This window comes from Aquabacterium sp., assembly GCF_016234775.1.
Classification (GTDB): domain Bacteria; phylum Pseudomonadota; class Gammaproteobacteria; order Burkholderiales; family Burkholderiaceae_C; genus Aquabacterium.
Genome location: NZ_JACRAH010000052.1, coordinates 18870 through 43428, shown reverse-complemented (window position 1 = coordinate 43428; position 24559 = coordinate 18870). Strand labels below are relative to the sequence as shown.

The window sequence follows — 24559 nt, the reverse complement described above, 5'->3', positions numbered from 1 at the left end:
TTCGTACACCTCGAAGATTTCGCCGTGGATGTAGTTGTAGCCCACGGTGATGCCCATGGCGTAGGCCGCAATGGCCATGCCTTCGATCACGGTGTGCGGGTTGAAGCGCAGGATCTCGCGGTCCTTGCACGTGCCCGGCTCGCCCTCGTCGGAATTGCAGACCAGGTACTTCTGACCGGGGAAAGCGCGGGGCATGAAGCTCCACTTCAGGCCGGTGGGGAAGCCGGCGCCGCCACGACCGCGCAAGGCCGAGGCCTTCACTTCGGCGATGACCTGATCCTGGGTCATGCCAGGGCCACCGTCCTTGCCCAGGATCTTGCGCAGGGCTGCGTAGCCACCACGGGCTTCGTAGTCCTTCAGACCCCAGTTGTTGCCGTCGATGCCGGCATAGATCTGAGGTTCGATGTGGCGGCCGTGGAAAACGGTTTCCTTGCCGGTCGCCTGGAATTTGGAAAGATCAAGCATCTTGTCTTTGCCTCACTTCGCTTGAGCCTTGAGCGTGGACAGCAGATCGTCCAGGCGCTCGTTGCTCAGGTAGCTGACCATCTGACGGTCGTTGACCAGGGCCACGGGTGCATCGGCGCAAGCGCCCAGGCACTCCGATTGCTGCACGGTGAACACGCCATCCGGCGTAGTGCCACCCATCTCGACACCCAGGCGCTGGCAGACATGCTCCAGTGCTTTCTGGCCGTCACGCAACTGGCAAGGCAGGTTGGTGCATACAGCCAGCTTGAACTTGCCCACAGGCTGCTGGTTGTACATGTTGTAGAAGGTGGTGACTTCGTGCACGGCCATGGGGGCCACGCCGATGTAGTCGGCCACTTCCTGCTCGCTCTCGGGCGACACCCAGCCACGCTCCTGCTGGATGATGGACAGACAGGCCATCACAGCGGAGATGCGCTGGTCAGCCGGGTACTTGGCGAGTTCGCGGTCGAAGCGCGCTTTGGTTTGTTCGCTCAACATGATGTGGGTCACTCAGCGGTCGCTTTTCAACGGTCAATCTCACCGAACACGATGTCCATCGTGCCGATGATGGCCACGGCGTCAGCCAGCATGTGGCCGCGGGACATTTCGTCCAGCGCAGCCAGGTGCGGGAAGCCAGGGGCACGGATCTTCAGGCGGTAAGGCTTGTTGGCGCCGTCGGAAGCCAGGTAGATACCGAACTCGCCCTTGGGGTGTTCGACAGCGGCATAGGCCTCGGATTCAGGCACGTGGAAGCCTTCGGTGAACAGCTTGAAGTGGTGGATCAGCTGTTCCATGGACGACTTCATCTCGACGCGCGAAGGTGGGGCCACCTTGTGGTTGTCGGTGATGACGGGGCCCGGGTTGGCGCGCAGCCAGTCCACGCACTGCTTGATGATGCGGTTGGACTGACGCAGCTCTTCCACGCGGACCACATAGCGGTCGTAGCAGTCGCCGTTGGTGCCCACGGGGATGTCAAAGTCCAGCTTGTCGTAGACGTCATAGGGCTGGTGCTTGCGCAGGTCCCACACGATGCCGGAACCGCGCAGCATGGCGCCGGTCAGGCCCATCTGCATGGCGCGCTCGGGCGACACCACACCGATGCCCACCGTACGCTGTTTCCAGATGCGGTTGTCGGTCAGCAGGGTTTCGTACTCGTCCACCAGCTTGGGGAAGCGCTGGGTGAAGTCGTCGATGAAGTCCAGCAGCGAGCCTTGACGGTTCTCGTTCATGCGAGCGATCGTCTTGGCGTTCTTGATCTTGCTGACCTTGTACTGCGGCATCGTGTCAGGCAGATCACGGTAGACGCCGCCCGGTCGGAAGTAAGCCGCGTGCATGCGCGCGCCGGACACGGCTTCGTACATATCGAACAGGTCTTCACGCTCGCGGAAGCAGTAGATCAGGATGTTCATGGCGCCACAGTCGAAACCGTGACAGCCCAACCACAGCAGGTGGTTCAGCACCCGGGTGATTTCAGAGAACATCACGCGGATGTACTGCGCACGCTCCGGCACCTCGACGCCCAGCATCTTCTCGATGGCCAGGCAGTAGGCGTGCTCGTTGCACATCATGGACACGTAATCCAGTCGGTCCATATAGGGCAGCGACTGGATGTAGGTCTTGGACTCGGCCAGCTTTTCAGTGGCGCGGTGCAGCAGGCCGATGTGGGGGTCAGCGCGCTGGATGACTTCGCCGTCCAGCTCCAGCACCAGGCGCAGCACGCCGTGCGCGGCCGGGTGTTGCGGACCGAAGTTCAGGGTGTAGTTCTTGATTTCAGCCATGATTCAACTCCGCGTCAGTGGATGCCACCATAGTTATCCTCGCGGATGATTCTTGGCGTGATCTCGCGCGTCTCGATGGTGACGGGCTGATAGATCACGCGCTTTTGCTGCTCGTCGTAACGCATTTCGACGTGGCCCGTGGTCGGGAAGTCCTTGCGGAAAGGATGGCCGATGAAGCCGTAGTCGGTCAGGATGCGACGCAGGTCTTCGTGACCGTCGAACACGATGCCATACAGGTCGAAGGCCTCGCGCTCGAACCAGTTGGCCGCGTTCCAGATGCCATTGACTGAGGCCACGATGGGGAAGTCGTCATCAGGCGCAAACACCTTCAGGCGCAGGCGCCAGTTCTTGGTGATCGACAGCAGATGGCTCACGGCACAGAAACGCGGACCGTCCGAATAGATGCTGGGCGCACCATCCTTGTAGGTCGAGTAGTCCATGCCGCACAGATCCATCAGTTGCTCAAACTTCAGATCGGCGTGATCACGCAAGGTGCGGGCCACTTCGAGGTAGTCGGCGGCAGACACGGTCAGGGTCAGTTCACCCCGATCCTTGTCCAGACGCTTGATCTTGTCGCCCAGCACGTTTTGCAGCGCGACTTCGAGGTTGGCGAGTTTTTGGGTCATTCGCTTGGCTCCTGATCAGCTGCGTGCAATGGTGTTTTCACGGCGGATCTTGGCCTGCAACTGCAGGATGCCGTAGAGCAGAGCTTCAGCCGTCGGGGGGCAGCCCGGCACGTACACGTCCACCGGCACGATGCGGTCGCAACCGCGCACCACCGAGTAGCTGTAGTGGTAGTAGCCGCCACCGTTGGCACACGAACCCATGGACAGCACCCAGCGGGGTTCGGCCATCTGGTCGTACACCTTGCGCAAGGCCGGCGCCATCTTGTTGCACAGCGTGCCGGCCACGATCATCAGATCGGACTGACGCGGGCTGGGGCGGAACAGCATGCCGAAACGGTCGATGTCGTAGCGCGCCGCACCGGCGTGCATCATCTCGACGGCACAGCAGGCCAGACCGAATGTCATCGGCCACAGCGAACCGGTCTTGGACCAGTTGATCAGCGTGTCGGCCGAGGTGGTGATGAAGCCCTCTTTGAAGACGCCTTCGATACCCATATCAATTACCTCTTGAAGATTCCCGTGCAAAAAAGGTGTGCTGGAGAAAAGGAATTACTCCCAGTCCAGCGCACCCTTCTTCCACTCGTAGGCAAAGCCCACCACCAGGATGCCCAGGAACAGCATGATGGCCAGGAAGCCCGTCATGCCCACTTCCTTGAGCGCCACAGCCCAGGGAAACAGGAATGCGATTTCCAGGTCGAACAGGATGAAGAGGATGGCAACCAGGTAGTAGCGCACATCGAACTTCATGCGTGCGTCTTCGAAGGCCTCGAAACCGCACTCGTAAGGGGAGTTCTTGGCTTCATCAGGGCGACGAGGGCCCAACAAGAAACCAAGTGCTTGTGGCGCAACGCCAACACCTACGCCAACCAGGATGAAAAGGATGACGGGCAAATATTGCTCAATGTTCATGGCCAAGGGCTTTCAGAACGAACAAGACGCGTGATTGAACCACACAGACAAAACAAAAAGCGCGCCAGGATGACGATCAATCGGGTTTGAAACCGAACTGACAGCATCCACAGCGCGCCCACCGGAGGACTTCGTACTGCTGAACCCACCCAACGGAAGGCAGCTTTCACATCCTTCACGATCAGCCTGGGAGAAACAACCGATGCTGATCATGGGATTGGCACAAAGACTCGTTTGAAATCTTATGGTGCCGACGGCGAGACTCGAACTCGCACAGCTTTCGCCACTACCCCCTCAAGATAGCGTGTCTACCAATTTCACCACGTCGGCAAGTGGACGGTTAAGTCCGCTCATTTGTTTGCTTCGGATTGCTTGAGGATGGCTCACCGAAGCCTCTTATTCTAAACCGAATTTCTGTCGCGATTTCGTCACTTGTTCGGAATCAATGCTGCACCCGAAGCAGGAACAGCCGCCGCAGAGGCTGCAGATGCCGCCGCAGCGCTAGCAGCCTGCTCCAGCACGCTGGATTGCTCAGCCGCACCCGCGCGATGGTTGCCGAAATAGGCCAGCGCCAGGGTGCTCGAGAAGAACACCGCAGCCGCCACAGCCGTCGAGCGCGACAGAAAATTGGCACTGCCGGTTGCACCAAAAAGGCTGCCCGACGCACCACTACCAAAAGACGCGCCCATGTCAGCACCCTTGCCATGCTGCACCAGCACCAGACCAATCATGGCCAGGGCCGATACGACCTGGAGCAAAAGCACCGCCGTCATCAAAGCTTGTTGCATGAAAGAAAACTCCTAGATCTCTTGTTCAGTCAGGGCCATCAGGCTGCGCGCGCGATGGCGGCGAAGTCAGAAGCCTTGAGCGATGCGCCACCAATGAGGCCGCCATCGATATCCGCTTGCGAGAACAGCTCGGCCGCGTTGTCAGGCTTGACGCTGCCGCCATACAGCAGCGGCACCTTGGCAGCTTCAGGTTGAGCCGCCGTCAACTGCACACGCAGGAACGCGTGCACAGCCTGAGCCTGCTCGGGCGAAGCCGTCTTGCCAGTACCAATGGCCCAGACAGGCTCGTAAGCGACCACGATCTGGGCGAGTTGCGGGCCCAGCGTGTCGATCACGGCCTTCATCTGACGCGCCACCACCGCCTCGGTCTGCCCTGCCTCCCGCTCGGCCAGCGTTTCGCCGACGCACACGATAGGGATCAGACCGTGCGACAGGGCCGCCTTGGCCTTGTCAGCGACCAGTTGGTCGCTCTCAGCGTGATAGCTGCGGCGCTCCGAGTGCCCCACGATGGCGTACTTCGCGCCGAACTCGCGCACCATCGGCCCCGAAACCTCACCCGTGTAAGCGCCTTGCGCCTGCACAGACAGATCCTGAGGACCGAAGGCGATGGCCGAGCCCTTGAGCAGCTCGGCCACATCGGCCAGAAACACCACAGGCGGGCACACGGCCACGTCAGCCTTGGGCGCTGTGGCAGCCAGATCGGCCGCCAGCAGACCCTTGATCAGCTCGGCATTGGATGCACGCGACCCGTGCATCTTCCAGTTACCAACAACCAGCTTCTTCATGGCTCAGATCACTGTTGCTGTTGTTGCTGGGCCTGGCCTTCGGCGTCACCGCCTTGAGCGCCAGCTTCCTGCTCGGCACGAGGTGCACGGTCACCACGATCGCCGCGGTCACCACGATCGCGACCACCACGATCGCCACGGTCACGGCCACCACGGTCGCCACGCGAGCCACGGTCACCGCGGTCGCCACGCTCTTCGCGCTCAGGCATACCCTCAGGACGCTCCAGCAAGGCCTTCATGGACAGCTTGACGCGGCCCTTTTCGTCGGTCTCGAGGACCTTGACCTTGACGATCTGACCTTCCTTCAGGTAGTCAGCCACGTTTTCGACGCGCTCGTGCGCGATCTGGCTGATGTGCAGCAGACCATCCTTGCCAGGCAGCAGGTTCACCAGGGCGCCAAAGTCGAACAGCTTGGTAACGGCACCTTCGTAGGTGGCGCCGATTTCCACTTCAGCCGTGATCTCGTTGATGCGCTTGATGGCGAAGTTGGCCTTCTCGGCATCGGTCGAAGCCACGGTGATGACACCGTCTTCAGCGATGTTGATCTGGCAACCGGTTTCTTCACACAGGCCACGGATGGTGGCGCCGCCCTTGCCGATCACATCACGGATCTTCTCGGGGTTGATCTTCAGGGTGTACAGGCGAGGCGCGAACTCGGAGACTTCCGTGTTGGCCGAGCCCATGGCTTCCACCATCTTGCCCAGGATGTGCAGACGGGCTTCCTTGGCCTGAGCCAGCGCGACCTGCATGATTTCCTTGGTGATGCCCTGGATCTTGATGTCCATCTGCAGTGCCGTGATACCAGACGTGGTACCGGCCACCTTGAAGTCCATGTCACCCAGGTGATCTTCGTCGCCCAGGATGTCGGTCAGCACGGCAAACTTGTTGCCTTCCTTGATCAGACCCATGGCGATACCAGCCACGTGCGCCTTCATGGGCACGCCGGCGTCCATCAGCGCCAGGCAGCCGCCGCACACGGAGGCCATCGACGACGAACCGTTGGATTCGGTGATTTCAGAGACCACACGCAGGGTGTAGGCGAACTCTTCCTTGGGAGGCAGCAGTGGCACCAGGGCGCGCTTGGCCAGACGGCCGTGGCCGATTTCGCGACGCTTGGGCGAACCAACACGACCGGTTTCGCCAGTGGCGAACGGAGGCATGTTGTAGTGGAACAGGAAGGTGTCGCGGAAGTCGCCGGTCAGGGCGTCAATGCGCTGCGCATCCTGTTCGGTGCCCAGGGTCGAGATGACCAGCGCCTGAGTTTCACCACGGGTGAACAGGGCCGAGCCGTGCACGCGAGGCAGCACGCCGGTGCGGATCTCGATGGGGCGCACGGTGCGGGTGTCGCGACCGTCGATACGGGGCTCGCCAGCCAGGATCTGGCTGCGCACGATCTTGGCTTCGATATCGAACAGCAGGCCTTCCACCTTGACGGCGTCAAAAGCCACGCCTTCGGCGGTCAGCGCAGCCTTCACGGCAGCGTAGGTCTCGCGGCAAGCTTGCGTACGAGCTTGCTTGGAGCGGATCTGGTAGGCAGCGCGCAGACCTTCTTCGGCCAAGCCATTGACCTTGGCGATGAAGTCTTCATCCTTGGCGGGCGCTTGCCAGTCCCAGGCAGGCTTGCCGGCATCGCGCACGAAGTCGTGGATGGCCTGGATGGCGATGTTGCCTTGCTCGTGACCGAACACCACGCCACCCAGCATCACGTCTTCAGACAGCTGATCGGCCTCGGATTCCACCATCAGCACGGCGGATTCGGTACCAGCGACGATCAAGTCCATCTTGGACTCGGTCATTTGCGACGGGCTGGGGTTCAGCACGTATTCGCCGTTGATGTAGGCCACGCGTGCGGCACCGATCGGGCCGTTGAACGGGATGCCGGAGATCGACAGCGCAGCGCTGGAGGCGATCATGGCGGCGATGTCCGAAGCCACTTCAGGGTTCAGGGACACCACATGGATCACCAACTGGACTTCGTTGTAGAAGCCTTCGGGGAACAGGGGACGGATCGGGCGGTCGATCAGACGCGAGGTCAGGGTCTCGAACTCGGAAGGCTTGGCTTCACGCTTGAAGAAGCTGCCGGGGATCTTGCCGGCGGCGTAGGTCTTTTCGAGGTAGTCAACGGTCAGGGGGAAGAAGTCCTGGCCGGGCTTGGCGGTCTTGGCGCACACCACGGTGGCCAGCACCACGGTGCCTTCGATGTCAACCAGCACGGCGCCAGAGGCTTGACGAGCGATTTCGCCCGTTTCCATCGTGACGGTGTGGTTGCCCCACTGGAAGGTCTTGGTGACTTTGTTGAACATGGTCATGGAAGTGATCTCCGGTTTATGCATCGGCGCCCAGCCTTGCAGCCTGGCGCCCTTCGGTTATGCCGTCACTCAGTCGCGATGCCATTCCAGCGGAGCTGACAGGGCCTCAACCCCGTTGGAATGACACAGCGTTCGCTTGTCGAGTGTCTGGCTTTTAAAAAACAAAAAGCCTGTGCTGGAGGGAACCAGACAGGCTTTTTGTTGTCATGCGGTGCTTACTTACGCAGGCCCAGCTTGGCGATCAGTGCAGCGTAGCGGCTGAAGTCCTTGTCCTTCAGGTAGTCCAGCAGCTTGCGACGACGGCTGACCATGCGCAGCAGGCCGCGACGACCGTGGTGGTCCTTCTTGTTGGCCTTGAAGTGAGGGGTCAGTTCGTTGATGCGGGTGGTCAGCAGGGCCACTTGCACTTCAGGAGAGCCTGTATCGTTAGCGGAACGGGCGTGGTCCTTGATGATGGCTGCGGTATTGATATCTGCGACGGACATGGTGTTTCCTGTAAAACAGATGCAGGCCGTTGGCGCCAATCAAGCCCACATCAGGTGAAGCCCGCGCCTTCGGTTTCTGCGTTGAACTTGCGACGCCAGGTGAAACCAACCCGGGTCGTGCGAAATTGCCACCCCATTCGAAAGCGGCAAGCCAAAGAGTATAGCAAAAATATCAGATGGCAGACAGATCCCAGCGCGGCTTGACGTCGAACGTTGGTTCCGAGCTCAAAGTGGCCTGCCCGGCTTGCAAGCGCATGGCAGCAGCCAGGGCAATCATGGCGCCGTTGTCCGTGCACAAGTGCAATTCCGGATAGTGAACCCGAATGCCGCGTCTGGCGCAAGAACGATCCAGTTGCTCACGCAAAAGCTTGTTGGCACCTACGCCACCCGCCACCACCACACGCTTGAGCCCGGTGGACTTCAACGCTGACAGAGACTTCTTGACCAGCACCTCGACAATGGCCGCCTGGGTAGAAGCGGCCAGATCAGCGAGCACGGGCAGATTGGCGGGATCTGCCAGCTTGTCAGCGTGATCCAGCAGGCTTAAACGCACCAAATGTGTGCGGACAGCCGTTTTCAGCCCCGCAAAGGAAAAATCCAGATTGCCCGAATGCAGCATCGGGCGAGGCAGATCGAAGGCCTCAGGATTGCCCGAGACCGCCAAGCGAGACAAATGCGGACCACCCGGGTAAGGCAAACCCATCAACTTGGCCGACTTGTCGAAGGCCTCTCCGGCGGCATCGTCCACCGTTTCACCCAGCAACTCGTAGCGCCCCACCCCATCCACGCGCATCAACTGCGTGTGCCCGCCGGACACCAACAGCGCCACGAAGGGGAATTCAGGCGGATCGGCGGAGAGGAATGGCGACAGGAGGTGCCCCTCCAGATGGTGCACCCCCAGAAGAGGCTTGCCCAAGGCGGCCCCCAGGGCACAGGCCACGCCCGCCCCCACCAGCAAGGCGCCAGCCAGACCGGGCCCACGGGTGTAGGCCACCACGTCGACATCCGCCATGGTTTTGCCGGACTCGCTCAAGACCTGGCGAGCCAGCGGCACCACCCGACGGATGTGATCACGAGAAGCCAGCTCGGGCACCACACCGCCATAGGCCTGATGCATGTCGATCTGGCTGTGCAAGGCGTGGGACAACAATCTGGGCGCACCGGTTTGCGGCAAAGCCACGAGGGCCAAGCCCGTTTCATCACAGGAGGACTCGATGCCCAGGATCAATCTTTCAGACATCCCTCAAGTGTAGATCCCCGCCAACATCGGTGCTTTGTACATCCTGGGTGGGCTCACTTGTTGCATGATTCGGCCCATGAGTCTTCCGTCAGCGCAGCAACTCCGCGTCGTCATCGTCCTGCCCGTCCCCCTGTCCGTCGAACCAGATGACGACGAGGTGGCTGAGGTCGAGCGCACGCGCATCCTGCGGATTGCACTTCTGGAAGCGGGCTACAACGTGGTCGCCACCTTGCCAGGCGATCGCTTCCTGCCAGACCGGCTGACGCAGATTCAGCCGGACATGGTGGTGGTGGATGCGGAATCTCAAGGGCGAGACATCCTGGAACACGTGGTCATGGCCACGCGCGACGAACGCCGCCCTATCGTGATGTTCTCGGATGACGAGGACACCAGCTATGTGCGCAAGGCCATCGCCGCCGGCGTGTCGGCTTACGTGGTTGCAGGCACCCCTGCCGAGCACATCAAGCCCGTGCTGGACGTGGCCATGGCACGCTTCGAACACGAAGAAAAATTGCGCAGCGAACTGGCAGACGCGCGCAACCAGCTCGAAGAGCGCAAGGTCATCGACCGGGCCAAAGGCCTGCTCATGACGCGTCAAGGCTTGAGCGAGCAGGAGGCCTATGCCCGCCTGCGCAAGGCTGCCATGGACAAAGGCATCAAGCTGTCTGAAGTGGCGCAGCGTCTGATTGACGCCGCCGATCTGCTGGGTTGAGTCACGAGCGTGCAGTTAGCGCGCCCGCGCCCCAAGGTGGACTGATGCCGCCCCATCATCGAACGCGAATGGCATCGGATCTGCACCTGATCCGCGCTTGAAGCAAGCCACAACCCTGCCCACTGCAGGCGAACAGACCTGGCACACCACTTGCATTACCTGAGTCAAGCAAAGTCAACGGCGATTTTGCGTAACTTGGGTACCCAACGCTGGGTCCCGAGCTTCCGACAAAGGTGTCATCGAAGCGTTCATCTGTCCTCGTGATGGGTGAGTGCGGCGACGACACCTTTTTTGTTTTTTCAAACGGGAAAGCTTTGACCATGAACTCGCAGGATCTGAAAATGACCCGCCGCTCCATCTTGAAAACCGCAGCCGCCGCCAGTGCCGTCGGGGTTGTGCCAGGTCTCCAATCGGCTGTCTGGGCTGCTGGCTCCGACAAGCCTGAACTGGAAGAAGTCAAGATTGGTTTCATTCCTCTGACCGACTGCGCCTCCATCGTGATGGCCTCGGTGCTGGGCTTCGACAAGAAGTACGGCATCAAGATCGTGCCGTCCAAGGAAGCATCCTGGGCCGGCGTGCGAGACAAGTTGGTGAACGGCGATCTGCACATGGCGCACGTGTTGTACGGCCTGATCTACGGCGTGCAACTGGGTATTGGCGGCCCCAAGAAGGACATGGCCGTGCTGATGAACCTGAACCACAACGGTCAGGCCATCACGCTGTCCAAGAAGCTGGCCGATGCAGGCGCTGTAGACGGTGCATCGCTGGCCACGCTGATGAACAAGGACAAGCGCGAGTACACCTTTGCCCAAACTTTCCCGACCGGCACGCACGCCATGTGGCTGTACTACTGGCTGGCCTCCTACGGCATCAACCCGATGAAGGATGCCAAGGTCATCACCGTGCCGCCCCCCCAGATGGTCGCCAACATGCGCGTGGGCAACATGGACGGCTACTGCGTGGGTGAACCATGGGGCCACCGCGCCATCGTGGACGGCATCGGCATCACGGGCGCCACCACACAGGACATCTGGCAGGACCACCCCGAGAAGGTGCTGGGCTGCACGGACGAATTCACCAAAAAGTACCCCAACACTGCGCGAGCCGTGATCATGGCTGTGCTCGAAGCCAGCAAGTGGATTGACGCCGGCTTGCAGAACAAACTGAAGATGGCCGAAACCATCGCTGCCAAGTCCTATGTGAACACGGGCGTCGAAGCCATCAACCAGCGCATCCTGGGTCGCTACCAAAATGGCCTGGGCAAGACCTGGGACGACCCCAACCACATGAAGTTCTACAACGACGGCAAGGTCAACATGCCCTATCTGTCTGATGGCATGTGGTTCCTGACCCAGCACAAGCGCTGGGGCTTGCTCAAGGATCACCCCGACTACCTGAGCATCGCCAAGCAGGTCAACAAGATCGACCTGTACAAACAAGCCGCCAGCGCAGTAGGCGCCAGCGTTCCAAAGGATGTCATGCGCACCAGCAAGATGATCGACGGCACCGTGTGGGACGGCAAGGATCCCAAGAAGTACGCCGACAGCTTCAAGATCAAGGCTTGAGTCTCTTTCACAAGAGACCAGGCACCAGGTTTGTGCAACCTGCCCGATTCTTTGTCTGATTTTTTGAGTTTCGCCAAAGAAACCAACTGAGTCCCGCTGAGACCGGCCCGACGGGGTGCCCTTGATGGCACCGGCTGCAAATGGATTCATCCATCGCAGACCAGGGCGTCCACTTGAATGGATGACCCCGCTGGCCACATTTTTGCAGACACATCGAATCGGGCAGGCCCCTGCGCTTCGCTCACACCCCTCAGACCCCCTTGAAGGAGTCCCACATGGTCAGCGCCGTCTTTCACAGCCCCTCGGATGCCAGCGACGCTTTGCGCGCAGACAAGGCAGCCGGCAAGCCCACATCGAACCCCATGACTTCCACTGCAGCAGCCACCTTATCGACGGGGCAAGCCTCCACCCCCACAGCCACGCCGAAGGCGCCCATCGACTGGGCCGGCCTGGCGCTCAAGACCCTGGCGCCCCTGGCCGGCATCGCCCTGCTGATCGCCATCTGGGCCCTGCTGACCATGAAGAGCACGACCTTCCCCACGCCGCTGGCGACATGGGAAGAAGCGGTCAAGCTCTTTTCCGATCCTTTCTACAGCAATGGCCCCAATGACCAGGGCCTGGGCTGGAACATCCTGTTCTCGCTCAAGCGCGTGGCCATGGGCTTTGGTCTGGCCGCACTGGTCGGCATCCCGATGGGCTTCCTGATCGGCCGCTCGACGATCGCCAGTGCCATGCTCAACCCCATCATCAGCCTGTTGCGCCCCGTGTCGCCACTCGCCTGGCTGCCCATCGGTCTGCTGGTGTTCAAGTCGGCTGACCCGGCAGCCATCTGGACCATCTTCATCTGCTCGATCTGGCCCATGATCATCAACACCGCAGTGGGCGTACAGCGCGTGCCCGAGGACTACCTGAACGTGGCCAAGGTGCTCAACCTGAGCGAATGGACCATCGTCAAGAAGATCCTCTTCCCCTCCGTGCTGCCCTACATGTTGACGGGTGTGCGCCTGTCGGTGGGCACAGCCTGGCTGGTCATCGTCGCCGCAGAAATGCTGACTGGCGGCGTGGGCATCGGCTTCTGGGTCTGGGACGAGTGGAACAACCTCAATGTCAGCCACATCCTGATCGCCATTTTTGTGATCGGCATCGTCGGTTTGCTGCTGGAAAACGCCCTGGTTGCTGTCGCCAAGCGCTTCAGCTTCGAATAAGCCCCTCACCATCTCAGGAGTCACTCATGTCCCACTTCATCGACATCAGCCAGGCCGAAATGGTGTTCAACACCAAAAAGGGCCAGTTCCACGCACTGCGCGACATCAACCTGAGCATTGAGAAGGGTGAGTTCATCGCCCTGATCGGGCACTCCGGTTGCGGCAAGTCCACCTTGCTCAACCTGATCGCCGGCCTGCTCATGCCCACCAGTGGCGGCCTGATCTGCGACAACAAGGAAATCGGCGGCCCCGGCCCGGAGCGTGCCATGGTGTTTCAGAACCACTCGCTGCTGCCCTGGTTGACCTGCTTCCAGAACGTCTACCTGGCCGTGGAGCGCGTGTTCGGTGCCAAGGAAAACAAGGAGCAACTCAAGAAGCGGACGCAAGACGCGCTGGAATTGGTCAACATGGCCCACGCCACGCACAAGCGCCCCAATGAGATCTCCGGCGGCATGAAGCAGCGTGTGGGCATTGCCCGTGCCCTGGCCATGGAACCCAAGGTGCTGCTGCTGGACGAGCCCTTCGGCGCCCTGGACGCTCTGACCCGCGCCCACCTGCAAGACGAGCTGCTCAAGATCGTGGCGCGTACCAAGTCCACCGTGGTCATGGTGACCCACGATGTGGACGAGGCCGTGTTGCTGTCGGATCGCATCGTGATGATGACCAATGGCCCCGCCGCCACCATTGGCGAGGTCCTGGACGTGCCACTGGCCCGCCCTCGCAACCGCGTGGAACTGGCCGAAGACGCCACCTACATTCGCTGCCGCAAGGCCGTGCTGGACTTCCTGTACACACGCCACGGCGTGGCCGACAAGAAGGCCGCCTGAGCCCGTTCCCCGAAAAACGTACCGAGGAGCAAACAGAGGTCGATAAGAAAAAGCTGGCACACCCCTTGCATGAGAATAAATGACCGCTTGAATCGCCAGAGCCAGGCGGTCTTCCTCAGCGGGGGTCAGTGGGTCCGCGAAAACTCCACCGACCTCTTAACGCCTTCCAGGCTCAGGCCTGGAAGGCGTCTTTTTTTGCCATACCCCAGAACAGTGCACCCAAAAGGATCATGGGCACGCACAGCCACTGCCCCATGCTCATATTGAGTGCCAGCAAGCCCAGGAAGCTGTCTGGCTCGCGGAAGTATTCAGCGATGAAGCGGAAGAGGCCGTAGCCGAACAGGAACATGCCCGCCACAGCCCCTTGCTGCCGAGGCTTGCGCGCATACAGCCACAGCAAGACGAACAAGAGCATGCCCTCCAGCCCGAATTGATAGAGCTGAGACGGATGACGCGCCACGTCACTACCGGACTCGGGAAACACCATGGCCCATGGCAGGCCGGGATCAGCGGCCCTGCCCCACAACTCGCCATTGATGAAGTTACCCATGCGCCCTGCCGCCAGTCCGATGGGCACACAGGGCGCGACCAGATCAGCCACCTCAAAGAAATGTCGCCCTTGTTGTCTTGCGAACACAGCCATGGCCGTGATCACACCGAGCAAGCCACCGTGAAAGGCCATACCGCCTTGCCACACATAGAAGATCTCCACGGGGTGGGCGAGATAGTAGGAAGGCTTGTAAAACAGCACATAACCCAGGCGCCCACCGAGCACCACACCCAGCATGCAGAAGAACAACAGGTCTTCCACGTGCTGCCGGGACCAGCCGCGGTTCACGAAGGGCACTTGCCGGGCGCGATAAGCCGCCAGCATGTAAGCGGCCAAGAATGCCACGAGATAAGTCAGGCCATACCAGTGCACCTGCAGCGGGCCCAGCGATACAGCGACGGGGTCAATTTGAGGATGAATCAGCATGGCGCGAACGATAACCGATGTGGCCATCCACATGCCTGCGGGGGCTGTGAAGATGTATTGGGCTGCTAGGATCAATGCATGAACCCCACGAACATCCAGATCATTGGCGCCAGCCTGTTTGCCGTGGCGGTGCTGCACACCTTTTCCACCAAGTTCTTTGAGAAGTTGGCCCATACACGCCCTGCCCACGCGGGTTTGTGCCATCTGCTAGGTGAAGTAGAAGTGGTGTTTGGCCTATGGGCGGCGGTGCTGATGGTCGCCATGTTTGCCACCGAGGGCAAAACAGCCGCGACGCACTACCTGGACACGCGCAACTTCACCGAGCCGCTGTTCGTTTTCGCCATCATGGTGGCAGCGGCCAGCAAACCCATCCTCCAAGGCGCTGGATGGGTGACACGCATGCTCGCGCAAAGCTTGCCGCTGGCACCAGGCCGGTCCTTCACCTTGGTCACGCTGACCTTGGTGCCGCTAATGGGTTCTTTCATCACCGAGCCCGCTGCCATGACACTGGCTGCCTTGCTGTTGCGCGACGGGTTGTACAGCCAATCCATTTCCAACAAACTGAAATATGCGGTCCTGGGTGTGCTCTTCGTCAACGTATCGATTGGTGGCACGCTCACACCCTATGCCGCCCCACCCGTGCTGATGGTGGCCTCAGCCTGGGGCTGGGATCTGGCCTTCATGTTCCTGAACTTTGGCGACAAGGCCGCTCTGGCCGTGTTCATCAACGCGATGGGTCTGGTCCTGATGTTTAGCCGGGAACTCAAAGCCTTGCCCCCATTGGCGCAAACCACCGAGGCGCAACCGCCTCTGACCATCACGCTCATCCATGTGTTCTTTCTGGCCGGCATCGTGGTGTTTGCCCACCACCCCTCTGTCTTCCTGGGGTTGTTCATGCTCTTTCTGGGCTTCACCGCAGCCTATGAGCGTTACCAATCCCCGCTGATCCTGCGCGAAGGCTTGTTGGTCGCGTTTTTCCTGGCGGGCTTGGTGGTGCTGGGCGGGCAACAGCAATGGTGGCTCGAACCCTTGCTCCTGAAAATGGATGCCAACGCGGTGTTCTTTGGCGCCACAGCCTTGACCGCCATCACCGACAACGCCGCCCTGACCTATCTGGGCTCGCTGGTGCCGGGCCTGAGCGACGAGTTCAAGTACGCACTGGTGGCTGGTGCAGTGACCGGAGGTGGTCTGACCATCATCGCCAACGCCCCCAACCCTGCTGGAGCTGCCATCCTCAAGGGAAAGTTCCCGGACCAGGCCATCCACGCGGGGGGCTTGCTGCTGGCGGCACTGCCGCCCACCATCGTGGCCTTGCTGTGCTTCAAATTGATCTGAGGCCACGCACCTCGCGCACCGAACCAGAAAATATGGCCCGCATCTGCGGGCCATATTACGTTCGGCGCGATCAGATGCGCATCAGCGCTTGATCTGCGAAAGGTCGCGCACGGCGCCAGTATCGGCCGACGTGGTCAGCAAGGCATAAGCCTGCAAGGCAGCCGACACATAGCGCTCACGCTTGGCAGGCTTCCAGGCATGCGAGCCACGGGCCTCCATGTTTTCACGGCGCTTGGCCAGCGTCTCGGGGCTCACGGCCAGATGGATCTTGCGGTTGGGAATGTCGATCTCGATGGTGTCGCCATCTTCGACCAGGGCGATCGCGCCTCCCTGGGCTGCTTCAGGCGAAGCATGACCAATCGACAGGCCCGACGTGCCGCCCGAGAAGCGACCATCCGTCAGCAAGGCGCACTGCTTGCCCAGACCACGACTCTTCAGGTAGGACGTGGGATACAGCATTTCCTGCATGCCAGGGCCGCCCTTGGGGCCTTCGTAACGGATGATGACCACGTCACCCGCCTGGACCACTTCACCCAGGATGCCTTCCACAGCATCATCCTGGCTCTCGAACACGCGGGCCTTGCCGGTGAACTTCCAGATGGACTCATCGACACCCGCCGTCTTGACGATGCAGCCCTTCTCGGCGATGTTGCCGTACAGCACAGCCAGACCGCCGTCTTTGGTGAAAGCATGTTCAGCGCTGCGGATCACGCCCTTGGCACGGTCCAGGTCCAGCGCCTTCCAGCGACTGTCTTGCGAGAAGGCCACTTGCGTGGGCACGCCACCCGGTGCGGCCTTGAAGAACTCGTGCACGGCTTCGTCCTTGGAGACGGTCACGTCCCATTGGGCGATGGCATCGGCCATGGTCTTGCTGTGCACGGTGGGCAGGTCGGTGTGCAGCAGGCCGCCGCGGGCCAACTCGCCCAGGATGGACATGATGCCGCCCGCGCGGTGCACGTCTTCGATATGGACATCCGGCACGGCGGGCGCCACCTTGCTCAGGCAGGGCACGCGGCGCGAGATACGGTCGATGTCCTGCATGGTGAAGTCCACACCGGCTTCCTTGGCAGCCGCCAGCAGGTGCAGCACCGTGTTTGTCGAGCCCCCCATGGCCACGTCCAGACTGATGGCGTTCTCGAAGGCTTTGAAATTGGCAATGTTGCGGGGCAGCGCAGACTCATCGCCTTGCTCGTAATAGCGCTTGGCCAGCGACACGATGGTGCGACCGGCCTGGCGGAACAGCTTTTCACGATCGGCGTGGGTAGCCAAAGTGGTGCCATTGCCCGGCAGGGACAGGCCCAGAGCCTCGGTCAGGCAGTTCATGGAGTTGGCAGTGAACATGCCGGAGCACGAACCACAGGTCGGGCAGGCAGAGCGTTCGACCTGAGCCACTTCTTCGTCAGAGCAACTCTTGTCAGCAGCCTTGACCATGGCATCAACCAAGTCCAGCGAAATGACCTTGCCTTCGAGTTTGACCTTGCCGGCTTCCATCGGGCCACCGGACACGAAGATCACGGGAATGTTCAGGCGCAAGGCGGCCATCAGCATGCCCGGGGTGATCTTGTCGCAGTTGGAAATGCACACCAGCGCATCAGCGGTGTGGGCATTGCACATGTACTCGACGCTGTCGGCGATCAGGTCGCGCGAAGGCAGCGAGTACAGCATGCCGCCGTGGCCCATGGCGATGCCGTCGTCCACCGCAATGGTGTTGAATTCCTTGGCCACACCGCCCGCTGCCTCGATTTCACGGGCAACCAACTGCCCCAGATCCTTCAGGTGCACGTGACCAGGCACGAACTGGGTGAAGCTGTTGGCGATCGCAATGATCGGCTTCTCGAAATCGCCGTCCTTCATGCCCGTGGCACGCCACAAGGCACGAGCGCCAGCCATGTTACGACCGGCGGTGGAGGTACGGGAACGATACTGAGGCATGAAGCGACTCCGGGGGTCTTGTTTTCCAAAGACGGACATTTTATCCCGTCCCCCGGCCTGGCGCCTGAGGCGCCTCGATCAACGCTTGCGCTTCTTGGGGCTTTGCAGACCCAGTGCGTCCAAGGCCTTCTGGCGCCGTGCTTCGCGCTTGTCGTCAACCTTTTTCATGGCCTTGCGCTGCGTGAAGCCTGACCAATCCGCCCAGGCCCACCACAACACTGCCAGCAAGAAGGGCGACAGCATGATCCACCAGTCTTCCTTCCAGGTCCAGGCGCCGACCGGCCCGATACCCGCCAAATTCAGGATCAGCATCAAGACGCCGATTGCCACAAACCACATGATTGCTGCCCTTTTGGACTTCGCCGAAGGAAAAAAGAAGGCCTTGTCAACGCACAGGCACGGTTGAAACGTTTATAAAACCACCCTCAACTGTAATTCACCCCCATCGTGGAAGGATCCCCATGAAACTCCTGCCCTCTATCCTGGTTGCCGCCACCCTGGCTGCTGCAGGCGCTCCCGCCATGGCCAACCTGGAACTGGCTCAGAAGAAGGCCTGCCTGGCATGCCACCAGGTTGACAACAAGGTTGTGGGCCCAGCCTACAAAGAAGTGGCCAAGAAGTACAAGGGCCAAAAAGGCGTGGAAGCCAAACTGGTTGAGAAGATTTTGAAGGGTGGTAAAGGTGCATGGGGTGAAGTGCCCATGCCTGCCAACCCCCAAGTCAATGAAGCCGAGGCCAAGCAACTGGTGAGCTGGATCCTGTCGCTGAAATAAGCAAGACTCGCCCTCAGAAAAAAAGCCCCGCTGTATGCGGGGCTTTGTCATTCAAGGTCGGCTGATGCTTGTGGCACCAACCGACCGCGGGCTCGAGTCAAACTCAGTCACCAGCGTAGATGTCCACGTCCTTGGTTTCGCGGACGAACAGCAGACCGATCACGAAGGTGATGCCGGCCACGATGATTGGATACCACAGGCCGTTGTAGATGTTGCCAGTCTGCGCCACGATGGCGAAGGCCGTGGTGGGCAGCAAGCCGCCGAACCAGCCGTTACCAATGTGATAAGGCAGGCTCATCGAGGTATAGCGGATGCGGGTCGGGAACATTTCCACCAACATGGCCGCGATCGGGCCATACACCATGGTCACGTAGATGACCAGCAGCGTCAGGATGGCGACGATCAAAGGCTTGTTGAGCTTGGCAGGATCAGCCTTGGCGGGATAGCCGGCTGACTTGAGCGCTGCACCCACAGCCTTCTTGAACTGACCTTCGATGACCTTGGCGGCGGCAGCCTTGCCGTCCTTGTCAAAAGCAGCCAGGTTGGCCGTTGCTTCCTTCAAGGCCTTTTCCGCATCCTTGAGCTTGTCTGCAGCTTCCTTGCCAGAGACGCCAGCCGCCTTCATGTCATCCACCTTTTTCAAGGCAGATTCCTTGGCCTTGGTGGCAGCCTCCTTGGCGGCCGGGATGTCAGCTTCCGTGATCTTGGTGGGCGAGTAACTGTTGATCACCGTCTCGCCAACCTTGATCACGGCGGTCGCACCGGCCGCACCAGCGACGTTCTCGTAGTTCACCGAACTGCTGGCCAGCAATTGCTTGGCGATATCGCAGGAGCTGGTGAACTTGGCGGTACCTGTCGGGTTGAACTGGAACGAGCATTCGCTGCTATCGGCCACCAGTGTCACGGGCGCAGACGCCTGAGCGCGAGCCAGATCCGGGTTGGCAGCTTCAGTCAGCGCCTTGAACAGCGGGAAGTAGGTCACCGCAGCGATCAGGCAACCACCCAGGATGATGGGCTTGCGACCGATCTTGTCGGAGAGCGTACCGAACACCACGAAGAACGGTGTACCGATCAACAGGCCAATGGCCACGAGGATATTGGCGGTTGCGCCATCCACCTTCAGCGCCTGCGTCAGGAAGAACAACGCATAGAACTGACCGGTGTACCAGACCACCGCCTGCCCCGCGACCAGACCGAACAAAGCCAGGATCACGATCTTCAGATTGCCCCACTGACCGAAGGACTCGGACAGCGGCGCCTTGGAGGTCTTGCCCTCTTCCTTCATCTTCTTGAAGGCTGGGCTCTCGTTCATGCTCATGCGGATCCACACGCTGATGGCCAGCAAGGCGATCGACACGAGGAACGGAATGCGCCAGCCCCAGTCGGCAAAGGCTTCTTCACCGATGGCCGTGCGCACACCCAGAATCACCAGCAGCGACAGGAACAGGCCCATCGTGGCCGTGGTCTGGATCCAGGCTGTGTAAGCACCACGACGACCGTGCGGCGCGTGCTCTGCAACGTAAGTTGCCGCACCGCCATATTCACCGCCCAGCGCCAGACCTTGCAGCAGACGCAGCACGATCAGGATCACAGGTGCCGCAGCACCAATCTGCGCATAGCCGGGCAACACACCCACGATGAACGTGGACAGGCCCATGATCAAGATGGTGACCAGGAAGGTGTATTTGCGGCCAATCATGTCGCCCAGTCGCCCGAAGACGAGGGCACCGAACGGCCGCACGATGAAGCCGGCAGCGAAGGCCAGCAGCGCAAAGATGAAAGCCGAAGTGGGGTCCAGCCCGGCAAAAAATTGTTTGGCGATGATGGCCGCCAAGGACCCGTATAGATAAAAGTCGTACCACTCGAAAACTGTGCCTAGGCTGGAAGCGAAGATGACCTTCTTCTCCTCAGCTGTCATGGGCGCATGGGAAACGCTGCTTGCCATGGTGTGAGCTCCTCGTCATTACAGAAATAAGCACGCTTGTGGCATGCTCACCCCTCAATCTAGGGGGGGTTGTTAACGAATGTAATGAGGGTGAATGCTTAGTTGTCGGTATATCTGCACATATTCAGCCCTGGGGTTTTCACCAGCTCAATAAAAAACCCGACGCCATAAGACATCGGGTTTTTGTTTCAAGTGATTATCTGAAAATCAGAGTTTTCAATTGCTCTGCGAGAGCTGATCGAGAATCGCAGGATTTTCCAGCGTACTCGTGTCCTGCGTCACGGTCTCACCCTTGGCGACCACACGCAACAGCCGGCGCATGATCTTGCCGGAACGGGTCTTGGGCAGGTTGTCGCCAAAGCGGATGTCCTTGGGCTTGGCAATCGGGCCGATTTCATGGCCCACGTGGTTGCGCAACTCGTTGGCCAATTGCCTGGCCTCCTCACCCGTGGGACGAGGCCGCTTGAGCACCACGAAAGCGCAGATGGCTTCGCCGGTCAGATCATCAGGGCGCCCCACCACGGCGGCCTCGGCCACCAAGGGGTGCGACACGAGTGCAGACTCAATCTCCATCGTGCCCATGCGGTGACCAGACACGTTCAGCACGTCGTCGATACGGCCTGTGATGGTGAAGTAACCCGTGTGCTCATCGCGTATGGCGCCATCACCCGCGAGGTAATACTTGCCCTGGAAGTCTGCAGGGTAGTAGCTCTTCTTGAAGCGCTCGGAATCACCCCAGATGTTGCGGATCATCGAAGGCCAGGGCTTACGCACCACCAGCACACCGCCCTGCCCCCAAGGCACTTCCTTGCCGGTTTCATCGACCACGGCCGCGTCAATGCCGGGGAATGGCAAGGTGCAGGATCCGGGTGTCAGTGCATGGGCACCAGGCAGCGGCGTGATCATGTGACCACCCGTTTCGGTCTGCCAGAAGGTGTCAACGATCGGGCAACGACCACCACCGATTTCGCGGTGGTACCACTCCCAGGCTGCCGGGTTGATGGGCTCACCCACCGTGCCCAACAGACGCAGGCTGCTCAGGTCGAAGTTGCGCGGGTGCACAGCGTCGTTGGATTCAGCGGCCTTGATCAAGGCACGGATGGCCGTCGGCGCCGTGTAGAAGATCGACACCTTGTGCGCCTGGATCATGCGCCAGAAGCGTGCGGCGTCCGGATACGTGGGCACACCTTCGAACACGACCTGCGTGCCGCCGTTGGCCAGCGGGCCATAGGCCACATAGGTATGCCCCGTCACCCAGCCGATGTCGGCCGTGCACCAGAACACGTCGTCCGGCTTGAGGTCGAACGTCCACTTGGTGGTCACGGCCGCATGCAGCAGATAGCCGCCCGTACTGTGTTGCACGCCCTTGGGCTTGCCGGTCGAGCCGGACGTGTACAGCAGGAACAAAGGATGCTCGGCAGAGACCCACTCCGGTGGACACACATCGGATTGGGAGGCCGTCACATCGCTCAGGTAGACGTCGCGACCGGCCACCATGGGCACATTGCCGCCAGTACGCTGCCACACGATGACCTGACGCACGCTGTCGCAACCACCCAGGGTGAGGGCCTCGTCCACAATGGCCTTCAAAGGCAAGGCCTTGCCACCACGCAGTTGTTCGTCGGCGGTGATCACCAGCACGGCGCCGGCATCTTCGATGCGATCGCGCAAGCTTTGCGCGGAAAAGCCACCGAACACCACCGAGTGCGTGGCACCAATACGGGCACAGGCCTGCATCGCCACCACACCCTCGACCGACATGGGCAGGTACAGAACGACGCGGTCGCCCTTCTTGACGCCTTGCGCCTTCAGCGCATTGGCCAGCTTGGACACCCGCGACAGCAGGGTCTTGTAGGAGTAGTGCGTGACCTGGCCATCGTCGGCTTCGAAGATGATGGCGGTCTTGTCGCCCAGACCCACTTCGATGTTGCGGTCCAGGCAGTTGTAGGAGGCGTTCAGCTCGCCATCTTCAAACCACTTGAAAAACGGTGCGTTGGATTCGTCCAGTGACTTGGTAAACGGCTTGTGCCAGGACACGAACTGCCTGGCCAGTGAGGCCCAATAGCCTTCGTAGTCGTTTTGTGCATCAGCACACAGCTTGTCGTAAGCGGCTCTGCTGCCCACGTGGGCCGTGAGTGCAAAGGCTTGCGGAACGGGATATTGCTTGCTCTGAGTTGTCGTTTCAGTCGGGCCAGTCATGTTGTGATCTCCAGCTGGCAGCGCTTGTGGCGCTGCGGTTTCAATTGGTCAAGTTTGCCTGGGTTGCAAACAAACCTTGCCAACTCGCCACCATGCGCCCATCTCAACAGCTTGTTACTAAGGACTATCCCCAAGCCACAAAGCAGGCTGGAAACTGATACCCGCGAGAATTTTCAACCCCCTGCGACATATGTCTCGCGCCATCACGAACGATCACGGCGCTCAATCAGGATCAGGCTGTCGCCACGTCCGGCCTGACTGCGGCGGCTTGCACTTCCTTGAGGTAGCGCTCCAGCACAGGCAGATCGCCAGCCGCATGCCGGATGACGCGGGCGTGCAACTCGCGCTCCAACTCACCCAGTCGCCAGTTGATCTCTCTGAGGATGATGGCAACCTCGCGTTGCATCGTCGGAGACTCCTGCTGCAGCCACACACCATCAGGTTGCACGTCCAGACCAGTGCTGGACCAGGCGCGACAAATGCTCTCGAACCGCTCCTGCGCATGCGACCACAGCCCCTTGAACGGTGGGCTGGCACGATCGAACACTGGCTTGAACGCACTCTGTACGTGCACGATGCGCCCCAGGCGCTCGCCCAGCTCACGAGATCGAGTCAAGGCATCACGCAAAGCCTCTCCTTCAGCGACGGCATCCACATCCCGGCACTCGCGGAAGGTCTTGCTCACGGCGTCGATCACCGGCCGGCTGAACTCGCCATGGATCAGCTTGACCGCCACTTCGGCCTGTTGCAGCAGACCGCTACCCTTGTCCAGCATGCCACCCAGCATCTCGGCCACAGCCAGAATTTGCGCGCTCTCAGGCACCTCGCCAGAACGCCGACCTTGAGGATAGCCAAAGCCGTCCAGACGCTCGTGGTGGTCCAGGATCAGGGCACTTGCAGGCTTGGCCAAGCCCGCAAGATCTTTCATGAGGCCATGCGCAATCACGGGATGTGCAGCAATATGGCGCCACTCCTTGGGCCCCAGTTGCGCATCTTTTTGAAGGTACGCGGGGTCGATGTACAACTCACCCACATCATGGCTGAGCGACGCCACAAGCAACACGCTCAGGATGTCATTCTCTCCAGGCATCATGCGCTGCGCCAGGCTCAGCGCCAGCAGCGCCACGCACACCGCGTGATCGAGCTTGCCGGCTTGATGCTCGGTATAGACGGTCAACAGGGTCTGCAGGCGCCCGGCAAAGGTGCTCTCTTCCATGAGCTTGACTGGGCTCACGCGTTTGTCTGACAGGCAGATCGCACGCAGCACCGGGTAGGTGTCCAACATGCGTTGCGCGGTTTCGGCACAACGCCGCCCCGTCACGCCATCGGAGACGGCCATGCAGTCTTCCAGTGGCTTGATCAACTTGTGTTCAATCAGCCTGTCACGCATGGAACGGTTGATGGCGTACCCCTTCGCCACCAGTTTCATGCCATTTTCGGAATAGATATCTTCGGTGGCCTCAACCTGACGCTCTTCGGCCACGGTCATCACGTGATCCAGATAATGAACGTTGACGGTGGCGTGCTGTACTGCGGACAAGGTGGCGTTCCCCGGAAAAAACTATTGCGAATATGGCGCCGAGCAAGATTTTGTATTTTCATTCTGAATGTTCAGGCGCCAGATTGCACGCATTGCCAGTACGGTCTGCCATGGCTTGCGGAAAATTGTCACGTTAAAGTGACCTCCGCCCGATCGCCCACCCGG

22 protein-coding genes, 1 tRNA gene and 1 pseudogene are annotated in these 24559 nt (G+C 60.4%); 6 read left to right on the top strand and 18 right to left on the bottom strand.

The features are described 5' to 3' along the window. The 12 genes and pseudogenes from HY836_RS16620 to tsaD form a co-directional block, all read right to left on the bottom strand. A pseudogene (locus HY836_RS16620) lies at positions 1 to 465 on the bottom strand (NADH-quinone oxidoreductase subunit F); the annotation flags it as partial. Positions 466 to 477: 12 nt separating this feature from the next. Beyond that, positions 478 to 963: an NADH-quinone oxidoreductase subunit NuoE gene (gene nuoE, locus HY836_RS16615; RefSeq protein WP_290678294.1), complete on the bottom strand. Its 486-nt coding sequence runs from the start codon at positions 961 to 963 to the stop codon at positions 478 to 480. 26 nt (positions 964 to 989) lie between these two features. After that, positions 990 to 2243: an NADH-quinone oxidoreductase subunit D gene (locus HY836_RS16610; protein ID WP_290678291.1), complete on the bottom strand. Its 1254-nt coding sequence runs from the start codon at positions 2241 to 2243 to the stop codon at positions 990 to 992. A 14-nt stretch (positions 2244 to 2257) separates the two neighbouring features. Further along, positions 2258 to 2869: an NADH-quinone oxidoreductase subunit C gene (locus HY836_RS16605; protein ID WP_290678289.1), complete on the bottom strand. Its 612-nt coding sequence runs from the start codon at positions 2867 to 2869 to the stop codon at positions 2258 to 2260. A 15-nt stretch (positions 2870 to 2884) separates the two neighbouring features. Further along, a complete protein-coding gene (locus HY836_RS16600) occupies positions 2885 to 3364 on the bottom strand; it encodes an NADH-quinone oxidoreductase subunit B family protein (protein ID WP_290640106.1) in 480 nt (159 codons plus the stop codon). A 54-nt stretch (positions 3365 to 3418) separates the two neighbouring features. Beyond that, the gene (locus HY836_RS16595; protein WP_290640108.1) at positions 3419 to 3778 is read right to left on the bottom strand and encodes an NADH-quinone oxidoreductase subunit A; all 360 of its coding nucleotides are present in this window, start codon (positions 3776 to 3778) and stop codon (positions 3419 to 3421) included. Between the two features lie 245 nt (positions 3779 to 4023). Continuing rightward, a tRNA-Leu gene (locus tag HY836_RS16590) sits at positions 4024 to 4108 on the bottom strand. A 98-nt stretch (positions 4109 to 4206) separates the two neighbouring features. After that, entirely contained in the window at positions 4207 to 4566 is a 360-nt protein-coding gene (gene secG / locus HY836_RS16585) for a preprotein translocase subunit SecG (RefSeq protein WP_290678286.1), read from the bottom strand. A 38-nt stretch (positions 4567 to 4604) separates the two neighbouring features. Next, the gene (gene tpiA / locus HY836_RS16580; RefSeq protein ID WP_290678283.1) at positions 4605 to 5351 is read right to left on the bottom strand and encodes a triose-phosphate isomerase; all 747 of its coding nucleotides are present in this window, start codon (positions 5349 to 5351) and stop codon (positions 4605 to 4607) included. A gap of 8 nt (positions 5352 to 5359) precedes the next feature. Further along, positions 5360 to 7660 carry a polyribonucleotide nucleotidyltransferase gene (gene pnp, locus HY836_RS16575; protein WP_290678280.1) on the bottom strand — a complete coding sequence of 767 codons (2301 nt, stop codon included), beginning with the start codon at positions 7658 to 7660 and terminating at the stop codon, positions 5360 to 5362. Between the two features lie 215 nt (positions 7661 to 7875). After that, positions 7876 to 8145 (bottom strand): 30S ribosomal protein S15, encoded by a 270-nt coding sequence (gene rpsO / locus HY836_RS16570; RefSeq protein WP_290678277.1) that lies wholly within the window; start codon positions 8143 to 8145, stop codon positions 7876 to 7878. Positions 8146 to 8317: 172 nt separating this feature from the next. Next, positions 8318 to 9385: a tRNA (adenosine(37)-N6)-threonylcarbamoyltransferase complex transferase subunit TsaD gene (gene tsaD, locus HY836_RS16565; protein ID WP_290678274.1), complete on the bottom strand. Its 1068-nt coding sequence runs from the start codon at positions 9383 to 9385 to the stop codon at positions 8318 to 8320. A gap of 76 nt (positions 9386 to 9461) precedes the next feature. Here tsaD and HY836_RS16560 point away from each other — a divergent pair, with 76 nt between their 5' ends. From HY836_RS16560 to HY836_RS16545, 4 genes are all read left to right on the top strand, one after another. After that, positions 9462 to 10097, top strand: a complete 636-nt coding sequence (locus HY836_RS16560; protein ID WP_290678271.1) for an ANTAR domain-containing response regulator — start codon at positions 9462 to 9464, stop codon at positions 10095 to 10097. 320 nt (positions 10098 to 10417) lie between these two features. Beyond that, positions 10418 to 11662: a CmpA/NrtA family ABC transporter substrate-binding protein gene (locus HY836_RS16555; protein WP_290678268.1), complete on the top strand. Its 1245-nt coding sequence runs from the start codon at positions 10418 to 10420 to the stop codon at positions 11660 to 11662. Positions 11663 to 11937: 275 nt separating this feature from the next. Continuing rightward, positions 11938 to 12867, top strand: coding sequence for a nitrate ABC transporter permease (gene ntrB, locus HY836_RS16550; RefSeq protein WP_290678266.1), 930 nt, complete (start codon positions 11938 to 11940; stop codon positions 12865 to 12867). A 26-nt stretch (positions 12868 to 12893) separates the two neighbouring features. Further along, on the top strand, positions 12894 to 13694 hold the full coding sequence (locus HY836_RS16545) for an ABC transporter ATP-binding protein (RefSeq protein ID WP_290678264.1): 801 nt from the start codon (positions 12894 to 12896) through the stop codon (positions 13692 to 13694). Between the two features lie 172 nt (positions 13695 to 13866). Here the strand turns inward: HY836_RS16545 and lgt are convergent, their stop codons facing one another. Next, the gene (gene lgt / locus HY836_RS16540; RefSeq protein ID WP_290678300.1) at positions 13867 to 14670 is read right to left on the bottom strand and encodes a prolipoprotein diacylglyceryl transferase; all 804 of its coding nucleotides are present in this window, start codon (positions 14668 to 14670) and stop codon (positions 13867 to 13869) included. 78 nt (positions 14671 to 14748) lie between these two features. On the opposite strand from lgt, the gene HY836_RS16535 reads away from it, so the two are divergent. Further along, positions 14749 to 16005, top strand: a complete 1257-nt coding sequence (locus HY836_RS16535) for a putative Na+/H+ antiporter (protein WP_290678262.1) — start codon at positions 14749 to 14751, stop codon at positions 16003 to 16005. A gap of 81 nt (positions 16006 to 16086) precedes the next feature. On the opposite strand, the gene ilvD is transcribed toward HY836_RS16535, so the two are convergent. Both ilvD and HY836_RS16525 read right to left on the bottom strand, forming a co-directional pair. Beyond that, entirely contained in the window at positions 16087 to 17937 is a 1851-nt protein-coding gene (gene ilvD / locus HY836_RS16530; protein ID WP_290678259.1) for a dihydroxy-acid dehydratase, read from the bottom strand. 78 nt (positions 17938 to 18015) lie between these two features. Continuing rightward, positions 18016 to 18276 carry a TIGR04438 family Trp-rich protein gene (locus HY836_RS16525; protein ID WP_290678256.1) on the bottom strand — a complete coding sequence of 87 codons (261 nt, stop codon included), beginning with the start codon at positions 18274 to 18276 and terminating at the stop codon, positions 18016 to 18018. Positions 18277 to 18398: 122 nt separating this feature from the next. Here HY836_RS16525 and HY836_RS16520 point away from each other — a divergent pair, with 122 nt between their 5' ends. Further along, positions 18399 to 18710 (top strand): c-type cytochrome, encoded by a 312-nt coding sequence (locus HY836_RS16520; RefSeq protein WP_290678253.1) that lies wholly within the window; start codon positions 18399 to 18401, stop codon positions 18708 to 18710. Between the two features lie 103 nt (positions 18711 to 18813). Here the strand turns inward: HY836_RS16520 and HY836_RS16515 are convergent, their stop codons facing one another. The 3 genes from HY836_RS16515 to HY836_RS16505 form a co-directional block, all read right to left on the bottom strand. After that, entirely contained in the window at positions 18814 to 20655 is a 1842-nt protein-coding gene (locus HY836_RS16515; protein ID WP_290678250.1) for an MFS transporter, read from the bottom strand. A gap of 216 nt (positions 20656 to 20871) precedes the next feature. Next, on the bottom strand, positions 20872 to 22854 hold the full coding sequence (gene acs, locus HY836_RS16510) for an acetate--CoA ligase (protein WP_290678247.1): 1983 nt from the start codon (positions 22852 to 22854) through the stop codon (positions 20872 to 20874). A 232-nt stretch (positions 22855 to 23086) separates the two neighbouring features. Next, positions 23087 to 24394 (bottom strand): HD domain-containing phosphohydrolase, encoded by a 1308-nt coding sequence (locus tag HY836_RS16505; RefSeq protein WP_290678244.1) that lies wholly within the window; start codon positions 24392 to 24394, stop codon positions 23087 to 23089. Between the last annotated feature and the right edge of the window lie 165 nt (positions 24395 to 24559).